The sequence below is a fragment of the Stieleria bergensis genome, from assembly GCA_007745635.1.
In the GTDB taxonomy this organism is placed as follows: Bacteria; Planctomycetota; Planctomycetia; order Pirellulales; family Pirellulaceae; genus Stieleria; species Stieleria bergensis.
Genome location: CP036272.1, coordinates 4,794,188 through 4,810,426 on the forward strand (window position 1 = coordinate 4,794,188; position 16,239 = coordinate 4,810,426).

The window sequence follows — 16,239 nt, forward strand, 5'->3', positions numbered from 1 at the left end:
ATGTCATCATCCTCCACGCATACAAAACTCAGTCGCTCGATCGCAATCCCAATTCTGTGAATGAAACCCGTCGCCGCCCCAATCGATTCGCATGGACGCCAGTGGCCTGGATTTGCTATAGCCGACCGATAGCGTTTTCGGCACGGCGGATTTGTGCTCGCTGAACGCTATATTCACACGCAATCACCATTCCCTTAAGCGGATTCGATCGATGGGCGAGGTCGCAGGTTTACCAATCCCCTCCATTTTTATCTTCATCGCCTCCGGTGTGTTGCTGGGTTACCTCTTCTGGTACCGAGACACCAGCCGGTTCGAAAAACGCATTGAAGAACTGGAGCGAGATCTCAATCAGGCTGGCGAGGACAACACGTCGTCAAAAGCTTCGGCAGGCGCTGATGACGCGAATCGCGACAACATCAAACGCCTTAGCCAGACCATTGCGCAGCGCGAAGCGCAGCTGCAGTCACTACGAGACGACTTGTATGACTCCATGGAAACTCGATCCGAGCTTTCCCACACCATCGAAGCCCTGCAGCAAGAACAAGCTGCGAGCGCGCAGACCATCGACGGTCTGACTGAGCAACTGGCAGCACAGCAACGCCAACTCGACGACCATCGCCGATCCGTTCCCGCAGGCAATACCGAACAAATGATCCACGAAGTCCTGGATCACCCCGCCAGTGACTCCAATGCCTCCGCCGATGCTGACGACGCACTGATCGCCGAGATCACCGCACATGTCGCAGAATTGCAACAACAGCTACAAGAACTGTCCCAGCACAACAACGACTTACAAGCCGAGAAATTGGCGTTGGAAACGCGACTGGCTGATCTCCTCTCGGACCATCAAAGCCTGACTTCCGAGGTTGATGAAAACCAGCAAGCATCTCAACAACTTGCCGACGCCTTGGCCGCCAAGCAACTGATTCAACATGAATTGGATGCGGCAATCAAGCAGTTGGAAGAGGTCACCGACGTTGCCGCGACTCAACAGAATGCCGGACAACGATTGCTGCAACAGCAACATCAGGACCTGCGTGACCAACAAGCAGAACTGGAACAAATCCAGTCCGATTTGAAGGCGTCTCGGGCTGCCGAAACGGTCGCTGAGCGCGAATGTGAAATGCTTCGCCAGGACATCGACAAACTCACCCTGCAACTGAACTACGCCATTGAAGAGGCTGAACGGGCGATCGGTCACGGCGAGCAACTGGCGCAAATGGCCGAGCAGCAAGAACAGACCATCGAGCAGCTTGAATCAACCTGCGATCAACTCCGCCAGGCGGACCAGGAACGCGCTCAGACTCTGGACCAGCTCGCCAGGACTCAATCGGAATACGATCAGCAAAGCGAACAACTGACCGATCGTGAACACTTAATCGAGAAGCTTCGCAACGAAATGGCCGACCTCAGCAATCAAGCGGACAGAGGTCTGGTTGACGCCGAGGAACTCGAACTGACCAAGACCAGCTTGGAAGACGCCTTGGCCGCTTTGGAACAAGAACGCGACATTCGCCTGCGAATGGAATCAACGTCCAGCGAAAAGACCAGCACGATCGCCGAGCTCTCCAGACGCTGCGAGCAAATCGAACAACTGCAGCTGACCATTGACGCCCTGACCGAAGAAGCGACAGAGCGATCCGAACGGTTCGAGCATCTTAACAACACACTGCAGCAAACTGAAACGCTGCTCGAAGAACGACAGCAAGAACTGCTGCTCATTCCCGAACTGCAATCTCAACTCAATCTACGTATCACCACGATCGAACAGATGGAACAGGATCAGCAACAACTGACCGATAAGCTTCACAGACAGGTTGAAGCCGCCGAGCAGCTGAGCAAGCAACTGCGGGATCGAGAAACAGACATCGCAGAACTGAAACTTCAACTTGACCAAGCAGACCAACAAGCCGAACAACTGGCCGAAGTTGAACGGGCACTGCTAGAATCACAGGAATCGATCACCAACGCGATGCAGGTCAACTTGAATCAGGAAGCCCACGTCGAAGAACTAAAACGCAAGCTCGATGCACTGGACAATGTCAAGCAACAGAACGACTGGTTGGCGACCGAATTGGCTGAGTCAAAACGTGTCAATGCCGGCTTGAACGCCAGCCTGAACGATCAAATGTCCGAAATGGAATCGCTGCGCAGCTTGGAGGCCGAACTGGAGGAACTCGAAGAGCGTTTCTTTGAATCCAACAAACGCGGCACTCAACTGGCACAACAACGAGACCACATCGCCGATCAACTGATTCTGCGCGAAGAGGAGGTTGCCAGCCTGCAACGACGCATCCAAGCGACGGCGGAGCTTGAAAAGCAACTGCACTTGTCTAAGCGAGAAATCGACCAACTGAAACAACAGAGTGATCTGCAAACGATCGCGTTTTCAGACCAACGCGACGAGCTGCTAAAACTGCGTGATGCCAGCGCTGAACTGGAAGCCGCAAACAAACAACTCGACCTCACGCACCAACGCTTGGTCCAAGCAAACCAGTTGTCCGATCAGCTCAAGCAAAAGGTGGATCAACACGACGAACTGATCAGCAAAACCAATACCAGGCTGTCCCTGGCCAACGAATCGGTCAAGGACCTGGAACGGCAACTGACCACCAAGTCAAAGCAGCACGATGAATTGGCCCAGCAAGTCGAACAACTGACCGATGATCAACAAGCCAACCAAGAGTTGATCGCCAATCTTGAATCAAAACTGACGAGCATGAACTCGTTGGAAGCCGAATCTGACTTGCTAAGATCGAAGAACACTGACCTCATGGGCCATCTCCGTCGGATCGGCAACGCCCACGAAGAAAGCCTGCAAGAAAACGAACGCGCTCAGGAATCCATTGCGAACCTGCAGCAGGAGATTCACCAGCACCTGCAAACCATTCGCATGCTTCGCCGCCAGCGCGGCAGCTTCCCGGCAATCGACGATGAATACGACGCCGCCTAAGACCGACGTTGAAACGAAGTGCGCAGGGTGTGATGGGTCAATTGGTGGGTGCAAGCACGGCAACCTACGGTGTGCGCTGGTGTCGCTTAACTCCAAGGACCGGTCAACGCTGAGACTGGCTGGGCGATCGACTGAAAACGCAACACGCGGACGGCATTGCGATTCACGAAGCTAACAAGTGGCATGATGCCATGCGATAGAATCTCGGTCGCCAACGCCTCAGGCAGATAGACCTCGGCACACGGCTTGAGCTGTGATTCCTGATCCTCATCGGTGTAGCTCAGGCTGGGCAGATCATCCAGTTGAAGACGATCACCGGGATCCATTGCCAGACCTGACTGGACAAAGCTTTGTCCCAGCAAGATCCCGGCCGCGATCGCGGGGCTTCCCCACAGCAACTGATCGTGCTGTGCAACTGGATCATCGATTTCTTCGAAACGAATCGCATCGGTCTCCTCGCCATACTTACCGTAGGGCAGACGCATAAGGGGACGCGGACCGACCAATCCCAACGAATCAGCGATCGCACTGCCGCGCAGGTCACTCCAAGCACTGGACGCCTCTGCGGTCAGCGTTCCTGCATTCAATTCAGGCCAAGCATCGACACCTAGCAACTGCGGGCTCGCGCCGGCAATCGCACAAGCACCACAGGCTTTGGCGACGGCCGTCAATCGGCTTAACTGATCAATCTGTTGATCACTGGCTGCAAACGCATCAGCATGCAACACCACGGCGTATGGAGACTGCTGGGGCGCCACAACCAGTCGCTGATAGAGCGGACTGGATTGCAAGTCCGATCCTGCGGGACCGACCAACTGGCCTAATTCGGCCTTCTTGGCGTCCAAGACAAACAACTGAATCGATTCTTCACCGGTCAGCTCACGAACGATCCAATGCAAGCCACGCCAGTTGGATTCCAAAGTCTGGAACGCGGGCCAGTGCAACAGGCGACACAACTGCTGGGAGATCGCTTCGTCGGCCCACTGGATGTACTGATCTTGGCGAGGGTCAGCGGCGGGCTGCACATGCGGGGCAACGATCTGATGAATCAGCTGATCGATGCTCGCGGAGGCTGCGCCGGTGGCTTGCGTTGCGCCGGTCGTCGCCCCAAGCAAACGCTGCAAAGTCTCTGTATCGTTTTCGTCTGTTGAAGCGCTGTCCGCAGTGGCCTCGCTCGCGGGCGAATCCTGTTCAGAGTCAGCCATTGTCTGCGAGAGCTGGCGCAATTCAGTCGCGGCACTTTCAAAGGTGCTCACATCACCTAACCGAGAACGCAAGTCGCGCAAACGCTTGAACACATCCAGGTGTTGGTACAGAAAGTCCGGTTCAAACGACTCCAGTTCCTCGAATGGAATCTCAATCATCTGTGTTGAATCTTCGGTGAACGGGACTTTGACCAAGGGATTCATCTTCCCCATCACATCGTCAAAGTTATCGATGTCCACTCGAACGGGTTTCCGTTGATCGATCGGCGACCCCGTCTTATCGCCGGACAAATCAGCAATCAGCAGGATCTTCAGCGGGGATTCGGGATCGCGACGGGGACGATCAGGGGCTGAACCAAATCCAAAATCAGAACCAACAAGATTTGACACAATTGACTCAGGGGTACGGATGGTTTGGGGGGGAACAAGAAAGAGTGCAGTGAATTAAGAAGCTTGCTTCGCATCACGGAAGCCTGCTTTGTAACCTGCTCGGAACGCTTGATTAAGCAACGTTGCATAGTGGTTGGCGCTACGCGGATCTCGGCACGACATTGGAATGCCCCCGAAACTTGGTCCAGGGTTATGAAGGTAGGGATTGGGTTACTGAATCACATTCGTTGTGCCGCTTCGACGTAAGGAGCGCAGCGACTGGAGTTGAAGCGGCACAACGGGTCGCGAACTCCGCAGGAGTAAGCCCGCTCAGCGAGCTGTGGGGACGTCGATGGTTGTACGTCGATCTCCATTGCCCGATTACCTGTTGCGCTTCGGCAAGCGTGCTGAACGCTTCGCAGGACAAGCACTCGTCACGAAACCGGCTGTGGAAGCTCTCGACATAGCCGTTCTCCCAGGGGCTACCTGGTTCAATGAACGATGTGCCGACATCAATGCGTCCAAGGAAATCGCGGACGCGGCGACTGATGAACTCTGGTCCGTTGTCACTTCGGATAAATGCCGGAATGCCTCGAATTGCAAACACATCCACTAGAAGGGCAACCAAGTCATCGCCGGTGAACCGGCGTGAGACCTCCAAGGCGATGCATTCTCGTGAGTACTCATCGATCAACGAAAGGATCTTCACTGACCGCCCATTGATTGTTCGATCAAAGATAAAGTCAATCGACCAAACGTGATTGATGCGTTCGGCGCGGCGACGGCAGATCCCTCCTGAAACGCTTCCAAGCCTGCGTTTCTTCGTCTTTCTTCGTGGCACTCGAAGACCTTCTCGTTTCCAAAGCCGATAGATTCGTTTGTAATTCACTGTCCATCCTTCGCGGCGTAACATCCGCGTGATCATCCGGTAGCCGTAGCGGGGGAATTCTCGAACCAGTTCGTAAATGCGGCGAAGCAATCGCTCTTCGTCGCTCTTGGATTTCGCTTGGTACCGATGAGTACTCCGCGGTTGGCCAAGCGTTTTGCATGCCCGACGTTCTGACACTGCAAAGGATTTCTGAGCCTTTGCAACAGCCTCACGTCGTCGCGTCGGGCTCAGAAGTTTCCCTCTGCAGCCATCTTGAGGATCTTCTTGTCTAGCTCGGCCTCGGCGAGAAGCTCTTTGAGTCGTTGATTCTCGACTTCAAGCTCACGAAGTCGTTTTGCTTCATCCGACTTCATTCCGCCATACAGTTTCTTCCAACGCTCCCAGGTCGTTACGCTGATTTCAAGCGTTTGAAACACCTCGGCCTCTGTCTTGCCCGCCGCCATCATCGCATCGCCTTCTTGAATCGCCTTCACGATCTGCTCGGGTTTCCGTCGTTTGCGTTTCTTAGTCATAAAAAGTCTCCTTTGGCCAGCTCGGCCGGTAAACCTTCATAACAGATGGATTAGTTTTTGGGGAGCACGCCAACATGACCACCCGATCACTGGCTGAGACGACATCGTATTGCTGTTCCTTCGCAACCACACGATACGTTTCTTGGTCATCATTCATCAGTGCACTCCACTTGCAATGTAAGTTGCCACGCAATGGGCATCCAACCGAGCTTGATTTTACAGATTCGTAACGTCTATACGGGCAGGTAGCGTGAATTAATCTGCTTGAACCGCCCTAAAAGACAAGGCACGCGGCGCATGGACGGGTTTTGCGGTATATTTGCTTAGACCGCAGCGGTGAATTCGCGTGAGGCCGTTTGGCCATTTGATCCGCCATCACAGAAGAGACCTTCGATGCCATGCTTTTGCCAGCCCCAGGCAGCCCAAATGCTTGCCGCACTTCCGGCGTTGCCTGCCATGGAGATCCCAGCGTTGCCCGCTGGTGCAGGTTCAGCTGCCGCTGCCGCTTCGATGGCAGCGGCGATGAGCGCAGCATTATCGATGGCTGCTAGCCTGGAAGCCATGCTCGGATTGCCGATTCCAGCTTTGTCTGCCGAAGGGGTTGCAGCTTTAGAAGCCATGGCCAGTGTGGAAGGCGAACTCGGCATTGGCATGACCGCCCCTTCAGCACAGGCAGAACTCTCACTCGCCGCTGGCTCGTTAAACCTGGCGGCTCCAACCTTAGGAGAACTAGGCGCAGCTCTGGGGCCTGCCGCCGAACCGATGGGTGCCCTGCCCGAAATGCTGGCATTGAGCGCAGCCATCGAAGCCAGCTTAGGAATCAACATGGCCTTGCCAGGCGCGGCGGCCAGTTTTGAAGCCGCGATGGACGCAGCCATGGAAGCCGCCGTCGCCTTAGAAGCCAGTCCAGCCGCCGGTGTTTCTGCAGAGCTTGCAATGGGATTGCCGCTCGCCGCCCGCGCGTTGAACGCTGCACTTGCCTTGGGTTTACCGCTGGGTGATCCGCCGGCGATGGCTGCGGAACTCGCGGCGACGGCTGAACTTACAATGCCCCCGTTAGACATGACGCCTGCTGAAATGGGACAGGTCAGTGCAGGTATGGTTGACTTGGGGCTGGTTGCTCCAGTTGCCGGTGGCATGCCCTCGCTCCCAGCGATCCCGGCCATGGAAGCCACCGCTGCCGAGCTCGCCGCGAACCTGGAGGCCGCCGCCGAGATCGCCGCCAGCATGGACCTAAGCGTCAGTCCCAGCATGAGCCTGGCCGCGGGAATGCCCGCAATCGAAGCGGCGCCCATGGAGTTCGCATTGGCCATGGCGGCACCGGAACTCGGTGGCTTGCCAAGTATGGGCGACATGCAAGTGGCCGCTGCGATGGCGGCTAGCTTTGAAGGCAGCGCTCCCTCGTTGCTTTCCAGCGTCCCTTGCCCCAATATTTTTTGCTCGGCCTAACAGTCACTTCAGCCCGTTCGTTGTTCCACCGAGTCGTTATTCCATGTTGCGAATCCGAGCCAGACACATTCAGCTGTCCAGTCCTGACGTTGCCAACCAGGTCATGCAGCTTTGGCAGGCCGGTGAGAACTTTGCTGACCTTGCCAAACGTTATTCAGAATGCTCAACCGCTGTCCAGGGAGGCAGCTTGGGGCACTTCGGTCCCGGACAAATGAGCCCCGAGATCGATGCGGTTTGCATGCGTGGAGAACCGGGCGGTGTGTATGGTCCCATCCAAACGGCCCATGGCATTCATCTGGTAGAAGTCATCGAACGAGCAGAAGTTTGACCGATTCTGTTCATCTGGCTCTGCTGGATGACGAAGACTAAACGAATCACCGAAAGACAACATCACATTGAATCCATCACGGATTCGCACTCACTTACGATCGCCTCTGCGGCGAGTTCATCCGACACACCTTCATTTCCTTGAGGCCCCTGCCATGCCATCCGCTGCGACACTTGGCGATTCAATCAAACAGGATGCACCTCATTGCCATGCACCGATCCACCCGGCTGCCCCCACACCGACGCCGGTTGCTCATCCAGCCTTGCCATTAACGATCATCAAGGGTGCACCAACGGTGATGATATCAAACAAACCGGCCGCCCGAGTCAGTGACCAATCAACACCGTGCATGTTGCCCAGCTGTGTCCCCGCTGGACCTGGGATCATCAGCAAAGGCTCTGCCACAGTGATGATCGGCGGCATGCCTGCAGCACGGGTCAACGACATGACCGCTCATGCCAGCTGTGTTGCGCCGATTCCCAGCCCCGTTGGCAAGGTGATTGGTCCAGGGGTGGCGACGGTACAGATCGGAGGCTGATTGTCAGAGTGAAACTATCGCATTTCCAGACGTTCGCCCCTGTCTGCCCGGTGTGTCGAACGCAACGAGGCAGCGACAACGCATTGGTCATCGCTAATGTCTTTGACGGGGACGATCAAGTCATCCAACACGGGATGCTGCATTGCAGCGAAGCCAGTTGCCAGCACGAGTATCCAATCATCGACGGGATCCCCATCATCGTCGAGTCGCTTCGCACCTACCTGCCTCAACAGCTTGCCGATTTACTGTATCGAACGGATTTGCCAGCTGACACGCTCAGTTTGATTGGCGATTGCTGCGGCCCGGGCAGTGAGTTCGACGCCAAACGCCAGCAATTGAGCACCTATTGCTGGGACCATTACGGTGACCTGTTGCCGGTCGACCTGAGAGAACCGCCACACAGCGCGTTCGTTTCCCAAACCGACCAGGAGTGCTCTGGAAGCATGACACGCGTGCTTCATGCAGCACTCGATCGCTGCTCTGAAACCATAGCGTCTGGCGCTGATTTAGGCCCAGGACCGTTGCTAGATGTGGGCTGCTCCGTTGGCCGAGCCGCCTTCGAACTGGCCGCGAGGTATCAACAACCGGTGCTTGGCATCGACATCAACCTGGGCATGTTGCGAATCGCGGCAAAGATCCTCCGCGATGGCTTGGTTCGCTATGATCGCCGGCGGGTTGGCATGGTCTATGATCGCATCGAACATGAACTGAAATTCTCTGCGGCGGAGTTCGTGGACTTTTGGGCCTGTGATGCTCAAGCGTTGCCGTTTGCGGAAAACAGCGTCGCTGGCATTTGCGGAATGAACATCTTGGACAGCATTCATTCACCGACACAACTGCTTTTCGAAATCAGCCGAGTTCTGCAGCCTAACTCCTCCGTCGTACTGAGCTGCCCTTACGACTGGACACCGTCTGCTACCACCGTCGAGCAGTGGATCGGTGGCCATTCACAACGCAGCGTCGATGGCGGTGCCGCGGAACCGATGCTGAGACGTCTGCTTTCTGGGACAGAACCAAGCATTCCTCTAAAGCTGATTGATGAACAAAATCTGCCCTGGCACCTGCGACTGCATTCACGCAGTCGTGTGACCTATGATTGCCACGTCACGCTCTCACAGAAACTCGCTGAGCGCCAGCCCGCCCCCACAGTACAATAAGCAAACGCGGACGGCAGCTTCGTCAGTTGCTCGCAGGCAATAACCCGCCAACACTTGGTACAGGCACTCGAATGCCCGTCCCGGAGAGTCGTCGCGTGCCCTTGATCTGATAGGCTTTGTTGGTCAGTTCAACGCTTGAGGCGACTTTGCCCGTCGGTGAATCAAAGTAGAACGTATGCGTTGCCAGCCCCTTTTGCTGGTCATAGCGACGATCAACGCGAACCGGCTGGACGGATTCATCACTGTCAACATCAACCTTGAATTCGTTGACGTTTACGTCATCACGACCAAACACCTTCAACACAAACCGCTGACGATGAAGCAACTTGCCATCTTCGGTCTCCAAGGGCTCGTTGGCTGTTTTGTCTTGCCACAGCTGAATGCCTTCGCTGACGGTGACCGGTTTTGCCAGTTGTTCATCAACGGAATAACGCCATGATTCCGGAGCGGACTCAGGATCAACCGGCGGCGGCAATGGCTCGTCTTGTGGCGCCGAATTCGGGGGCAGCAGAGAAAACACATCGCCAAATGGTTCGGCCATGGACCACACTTTGACCTCTGCAGCGCTGCCTTGCTCTGGCCAAGCGGGTGCATGCAGATGCAGCAACGGCACGGGCTGCTGTGCGACAAATGCGCTGTCAACGTAGGTGTAAGGCTGTCCCACGGGACGCTCGTTATTATCCAATGGCTGGACTTCGATCCAAACACGTTTCGGCCGAAACGTAAACCGGAATTGCTGGGCCTTGGCATCTCGCTCGGTGCGTTCAACGGCATCGGCTTGTTGCCAAGAAATCGGCACCAAGACGTCTCCGGCGGCGTCACGCTGAGCCTGATGGATTCGAGTCAAGACAGTGGTTCGATTGCCATCCAGATCCACCAGCCAATCCTGTCCCGCAACGTTTTGATCGTACGGGAACGCAAAGACCTCGTCACCGCTGGCATTCAGATACAACTGCAACATCTCGCCGCCATCGAGCTCAATCCGTTCATCGGCTAGTCGCAACAGGTTCGAAGGCTGTGACTGATCCACGTAAGACTTGCCCAGATAGCGAACGTCAAACGGGCTGCGTGGGACATCAATGGGTGACACTCGCAACATATTCCCCAGCACACCAGTCAAATCGGGAACGGCAGCATTGGTCGCCGAGCTGATTTGATATTCACCGGGCAACAGCAATTGCCGCAGCGCTTGATTGAGATCCGTTGCCTTTTGCAAGGCTTGAAAACGACCGCCGGTGGCTTGACTGAATTGATCGAACTCGGCAATCAGCTCTCGCAATTGCGCGTCACCGGTGGCTGCACGATTCATCTCCAGCCCCAGGATATGAACGGGAACCTGAGCCTGTTTCCAGACGTTCATTGCGTCCACCGCTGTCGTCTGTTGAACACCGGTGCTGCCGTCGGGAATGTATTGGTAATTGGCACCATCAGTGATCACGATCACATGGCAGTCTGATCGTTTGTCCGCCGCTGAAAATTGCTTCAACGCCTCGGCGACGGACAAGTACAGCGGTGATTGCCCCCAGGGTTCCACTTTGGAAACCGTGGGAAGAATCGACTTCGCAAGCTCTAGGTTGTAGTCATTCAATCGCAGGATCTGATCCACGTCCTGACTGGGAACAATGGCCGGATCCAAAACGCCACTGAATCCGGGACGGATCATCCGTTGACCGGGGTCCCTGACTGACCAGCCAATGCGATGCCCAAACGCAAGCACGCCGACCCGAGTTTTCTGGCGCAGGGCGAGAGTGAACAACAGTTCCTCCAAAGCACTCTTGGCGATTTCCATCTTGGTCGGTGGCGCCTGTGCTTCACTGCCTGCTGGGGGACCGCCTGCTGGAGCGTCTCCATTCGGTGCCTCCTCGGACATCATCCCGACAATCATTTCCTTCATGCTCTGCGAACAATCCAGCACAAAGACGACGGACAATTTGTCATGAGGCCCGGCCACCGAAACGTCACTGTAGGTGCGTCGATCGTAGTCCGAGACAATGGTGCGACCGCCCAGTACCTGAGGATCAATGATTAGCTGCGATTCATGTCCGCGATACATCCACAGCGTTGACACGGGCCCCGCCAGCGACGGCAGGTCGGAAGCCAACAACAGGTCCGCCGATACATCTTTGCTGGCGGCCGAAACCTGTTCACTAGGCAGCACCGAGACGAACGGCAACCGGCTTCGTCCATCGAACAACATCATCGTTGCATCACCGCTGGACTGTTCGCTGGCCCCATCAGATTCCAACCACGTCCCACTAGCAGACATCTTCATCTGCGAGGCGATCGGATCCTTGGGGTCCAACTGCACGACGGAATCCACCGCGGTCTGGACCAACTGATCCTGTCGCGAGGGGAGCTCTTGCAACGCCTGTTGTCGCTGCACAATTTCTTGCACCGAAGTCCCAGAGAATGAGTCCAGCAACGTTGCTGCGTTCAGGTAATCTCGGGACGCCAACAAGTAGAAGGGTTCCGACTGACCTGCTGCTCCCCAAAAATCGTCTTTCGCTCGATCGGCGTTCCAAATCAGGCTGGCCTGTAACTCACACATTAACTGTGTCCGCACGGGATCACGTTGGTAGCCGCTGGTGGTGATCGCAGCGGCGGTGCGAACACGTTTGATCATCGCATCGCCAAGCTCTTGCCGTCGTTCCAAACGATCCGCCTGGGCGATCATGGCCAACTGTTCATTCACCTGTTGAATGTGTGTCAGCAGGGGATTGGTTGCCTGCTGACTCTCTGCGGGCTCATTCGCAACGCCCAGGATTTCAACCAGCAGTGCCTGTTCAACTTGCACCCATTGTGAACGGTCGGGCCTTTGCGGAGTCGCATCGCCATCTTCCTGATCGATTGTTTCGCTGGCTTCAATCCGAGCTTGCAGACTGGGCAGAGCCTCACGCACGTCGCGACGTAGATTCCAACGCAACAAAGGGTGATCTAGCAAGGCTTGGAGTTCCCCGATGACCCGATTGTCATTGCCTTGGGAAAGCCTCAAGAACCGCATCGCCTGGGTTTCCAGGTCGCGTTGGCGTTTCTCGACACCAGGCTGCACCTGATTCGCCACTTGGTCGGCGATCGAGTCCACCGTCGCTTCGAACTGCTGCAACGATTCCACCTGTTTCAACGAGGGGCCGTTCAGCTGATCGCTAACAGCAAGCACCTGCTGCAATGATCCTTTCAGGACATCGGCTTCAATGGAAACTTGTTCGGTCGGACTCAAATACCGACGCGGATCAGTTTCCCATTGTGCATGGTACGGCAGTCCGGCCAGTCCCGCATCACACTGAGCCAATGACTCGACCAGCGAATCCAACGTCTCGCTTACGGTGCTCAGTTCCGCTTCATACTGACGGACTCGATCAACATCAATCGCCTGCCATTTCCAGATCGCGTCCTGAGTCTGCCGGCGTTTTGGATCGGTCAAGTCCAAGCCCGCGTTCGCCCAACGATGAAGGCGAAAAGGTGCGTGCCCAACGTCCGTTGACTTTGGCACCGACAAACGCTGGCTCTGCAAAGTCGCTTGGCTAAGACGAGCCATTGGACCGCCATCGGCAATCAGTGCCGGTGAATTGTATCGTTTCCACATACGCAACCAGTGGCCAACGGTGTACTGATCACTGGCTCGCTGAGTGAACTGCCCAACAGCGTTGGCCAGCGTCCCGGCGTCCGATGATGTCGCCAGCGAATCCACTTGATCGACCAACTCATTCGCCGAACGATACGACTGAGTCCCTAAATACTGCGCTAGCGGCAGGCTATGAACATGCAACGTGTCCGGCAGTTCAATCGGCTCCTGGCCCAAAACCTGACTCTGCGAAACCAGTCCGGGCTGGGACAACAGGGCATCGTATCGACCTTCAATCAGATCAAACTGTTGTGTCGTCGCATCAACGACTTGCTTTGCCAATCGCCGGTACGCCGTCCCGGCGCTGGTCAACTGTTCCAGCCAAATCAGCTGATGTTCAAGCGAGCGGAATGCGACCGGATCCTGCTGGTAAAGACGCCGTTGTCGCAACCGTTCCAATTGACTCCACAACTGATCTAAGGAGTCTGAATCAATCGACGGCGAATAGAGTTTGCTGACTTGGCGATCGATCAAGTGCTTGCGCAAGGTTTCGTCATTCAGGCAACGAACCACCCGAAAATCACGTTCACTTCCTAACCAAACCGAATTCTGTTCTACACCTCGGGATTGTAGCGACCAGCGATTTAACTGGCTTCCGAGGAACGTCTGCAGCTCGCCGCGACTGACCCAACCGTTGCCGTCACCGCCGTTCTCAAACAGGTCAGCGGCTCCCGCCAGCCCCAGTTGCAAGTAGTGACCAAACGAAGTTCCATTGAGAGCATGCGAGACATGATTGGTTTGGCCCGTATCAGCGGACAAGACAACCGAAACGTTGTCAGGCCACTGTGACGCTGCTTGCATGTCATTGACCAGCTGACTGACCTGCTTCGAAAATTGATTTTCCAATAATCCGATGTTCCAATTTCGGTCCATCCGATTGCAATCCAGCACCACCATGACCTTGCGGCTGGACGGCACCGACTGCAGTGTTTCGATCACGGATTTGACCGGCAGCCAAGTCTTGGAATCAATCGGCGAAGCCGCTGGCGGGACCAAAAACGCTTCCTGTCCCGGTTGAGCCACGCCATGCATCGAGATCCAAACGATCATGGCGGGCGGGTTTCTGGCCTGATCGAGCAGTTCGATTTGGCGCTGCAAGACTTGCAGAAAATCATCGGCACTGAAGATGGCATCATTCAGGCCGCTCAGGTCCACAGTCTCCCCATGCAAGGTGTCAAAATTCGCCAGTTCTTCGGCCGTGTAAGCATTCGGTGGCAACGGCCACTGATACGGCGCCGCGCTCAGCACAACCACATTGGTCAACTTGGGTGCCAGCAACAACAACCACACCAGCCAGGCAAACAAACCCAACGCACTTATGGTTAGCAGTCCCCACAGTGATTTGCGAAAGCCCCAACTGATCAACGCCAAGATCGTCTCAATGGCGCTGGACTCGCCACGCCAGAGATTGCGTTGCTTTGCTTGATTGGTTTTCGCTGTTGTTTTGGCAGTTGACATTGTGCTGTCGGTGATCGAGATGACTGCGTGGGAGACCTTGCCCGAAATCAAGTGAATTCCGACGACGTCACGTCATCCACTTGCTGGAAACGTTGCTGACGGCTAGGGAAGCACGGGCAAGGGGATCTCTGCCTCAGTGGCAGCGGGGACGACGGCGTTTTCTTCGTTGATTTTGGGTAAGACAAACCCAATCGTTTTGACCTGGCCGGCGGGCATCGTTGGAACACCAAAACCAGACGCGCGGCGAACGGCCGCTCTGTCAGTGGTCAAGGCACTGGCTTGACTCAATTCGCTTGGGGTTTGCCCCGCCACACTGGCGTTGGCGAACGGCAAACTAACCTCGTCGACGGGAGCCTGCTGGGCAGCGGATTGTCGGACCATTTGCCCAACGGTTAATCCTGCTTGATCGGCAACCGATCCTAGCGTCCCACTTTCTGTGGCAGAGTCCGCCGATGATGGACTCTCGAACGGTCCCGGTCCAAGCAACGCACTCATGTTGAAGGGAATCTGCGTTTCCGCCAATTCACTCGGTGCGTCGCCATACAGAGCGTTAATCGAGAACGGCTCGTCCAGCGATCCGTCCACTGCAACCGTTGGCACCGGGTCTGGTCCACCGCCAGGACCTTCCAGTGGTCCCCTTTGCGGATCCAGTGGAGGCACTCCGCCGCACTGGCAGATGACCAGCCGTGCATTGCGTCGAACGCGTGCGGAAGATTCCACGAAACAACCTGAGTCGTCTCGCTCATAGGCGAGGTCATACAATTTCTTGAGCAGTTTGGGACTACAGCAACTGTTCTCGCGGCAACAATTGCACTTGCCGCCGGTCGAACCACGAAGCCCTTTGACGGTTTCGTAACGAATCACCTCTGCGCAGTCATCCAGCGCCGCATGCAAGGCTGCTTCGGTGTCTGGAAAACACTCGCCACATCCTTTACTGGCCAAGTACTTGATCGCTTTCGCCTTTTGTGCCGCTTGGTCTTCTTCAGCTTTGGCAGCGGCTGCCGCCTGGACCGCGGGGCTAGCATCGGGTCCGCTGTTTGCCGGGTCGGTGAGGGCCAGCACAGGTGGCTTGGCCTCTAGCCCTGGGAAATACGTTCCCAAACGATTGCGAAGGCGATCCGCAAGCGTGCACACTCCGCCAAGCGCTTTATCCAGTCCCAAAAACTGAGGCAAGGTTATCGACGGAGCAGCTGGAGCCGCGACAGCGACAATCGTCGTCGCCCCCGCCGCAGCGCTAGTGGGCGCAGCGGGTGCCGCGGGAGTCTTGGGGACGGAAGCACACCCTGCAAACAACAACAGCAAAGTTGCTGGCATCCAGCATGCTGCGATGGTTGAGCGAGACGTGTTCATTCGAAGGCCTTGAAACTTCATGGCTAATTAAGTTTGGGGCAAGTTGTTTGCGTGACTCTGATTATCAATGTGCCATTGGATGCCGCGCAGCACTCAGACGGTGGTTCTGGCGCGAGGGCAATCCGTGTTCTTCGTATCGGTCATTCCAATCGTACCTCTTAAATAAACTGCGGAAACTGTAATGGTTATCCGTCATATTCCGGCATGACAGACCGAAGAGCACTTAGAAAGCAGGCCGTGAAACGCGTGAAACTCATTCCCCAACCAGCAAAGGGAACAGAGGCAAACCCAGCTGACAGCAAACCCAGCTGACAGCAGCGTTGCCTGATCACGCATCTGTGGCGATCAGATGCGGCAAAAGAGACAGGCCGTTGGCCCGATCAAAACACGAACACCAGTGACGGATGAT

At 55.8% G+C, this 16,239-nt stretch carries 8 protein-coding genes and 1 pseudogene; 5 read left to right on the plus strand and 4 right to left on the minus strand.

The annotated features are described in order from the left end of the window. Window positions 1-211: 211 nt before the first annotated feature. The gene (locus SV7mr_RS16985) at window positions 212-2,953 is read left to right on the plus strand and encodes a hypothetical protein (protein WP_145274818.1); all 2,742 of its coding nucleotides are present in this window, start codon (window positions 212-214) and stop codon (window positions 2,951-2,953) included. Window positions 2,954-3,039: 86 nt separating this feature from the next. On the opposite strand, the gene SV7mr_RS16990 is transcribed toward SV7mr_RS16985, so the two are convergent. After that, window positions 3,040-4,548 carry a type VI secretion system contractile sheath domain-containing protein gene (locus SV7mr_RS16990; RefSeq protein WP_145274821.1) on the minus strand — a complete coding sequence of 503 codons (1,509 nt, stop codon included), beginning with the start codon at window positions 4,546-4,548 and terminating at the stop codon, window positions 3,040-3,042. Between the two features lie 292 nt (window positions 4,549-4,840). Beyond that, window positions 4,841-5,928: pseudogene (locus SV7mr_RS16995) on the minus strand (IS3 family transposase); the annotation flags it as partial. 393 nt (window positions 5,929-6,321) lie between these two features. Here SV7mr_RS16995 and SV7mr_RS17000 point away from each other — a divergent pair. The 4 genes from SV7mr_RS17000 (at window position 6,322) to SV7mr_RS17015 (ending at window position 9,400) form a co-directional block, all read left to right on the plus strand. Then, complete coding sequence (locus tag SV7mr_RS17000; RefSeq protein ID WP_419187512.1) at window positions 6,322-7,377, plus strand: hypothetical protein; 1,056 nt, start codon at window positions 6,322-6,324, stop codon at window positions 7,375-7,377. A 43-nt stretch (window positions 7,378-7,420) separates the two neighbouring features. Next, window positions 7,421-7,705 (plus strand): peptidylprolyl isomerase, encoded by a 285-nt coding sequence (locus SV7mr_RS17005; RefSeq protein WP_145274827.1) that lies wholly within the window; start codon window positions 7,421-7,423, stop codon window positions 7,703-7,705. 154 nt (window positions 7,706-7,859) lie between these two features. Then, window positions 7,860-8,243, plus strand: coding sequence for a PAAR domain-containing protein (locus SV7mr_RS17010; RefSeq protein ID WP_145274829.1), 384 nt, complete (start codon window positions 7,860-7,862; stop codon window positions 8,241-8,243). Between the two features lie 50 nt (window positions 8,244-8,293). Next, the gene (locus tag SV7mr_RS17015; RefSeq protein WP_419187513.1) at window positions 8,294-9,400 is read left to right on the plus strand and encodes a methyltransferase domain-containing protein; all 1,107 of its coding nucleotides are present in this window, start codon (window positions 8,294-8,296) and stop codon (window positions 9,398-9,400) included. A gap of 22 nt (window positions 9,401-9,422) precedes the next feature. On the opposite strand, the gene SV7mr_RS17020 is transcribed toward SV7mr_RS17015, so the two are convergent. Together SV7mr_RS17020 and SV7mr_RS17025 are read right to left on the minus strand one after the other, a co-directional pair. Further along, the gene (locus tag SV7mr_RS17020) at window positions 9,423-14,480 is read right to left on the minus strand and encodes a vWA domain-containing protein (protein WP_145274835.1); all 5,058 of its coding nucleotides are present in this window, start codon (window positions 14,478-14,480) and stop codon (window positions 9,423-9,425) included. A gap of 102 nt (window positions 14,481-14,582) precedes the next feature. Next, window positions 14,583-15,851 (minus strand): hypothetical protein, encoded by a 1,269-nt coding sequence (locus tag SV7mr_RS17025; protein WP_419187514.1) that lies wholly within the window; start codon window positions 15,849-15,851, stop codon window positions 14,583-14,585. Window positions 15,852-16,239: the final 388 nt, after the last annotated feature.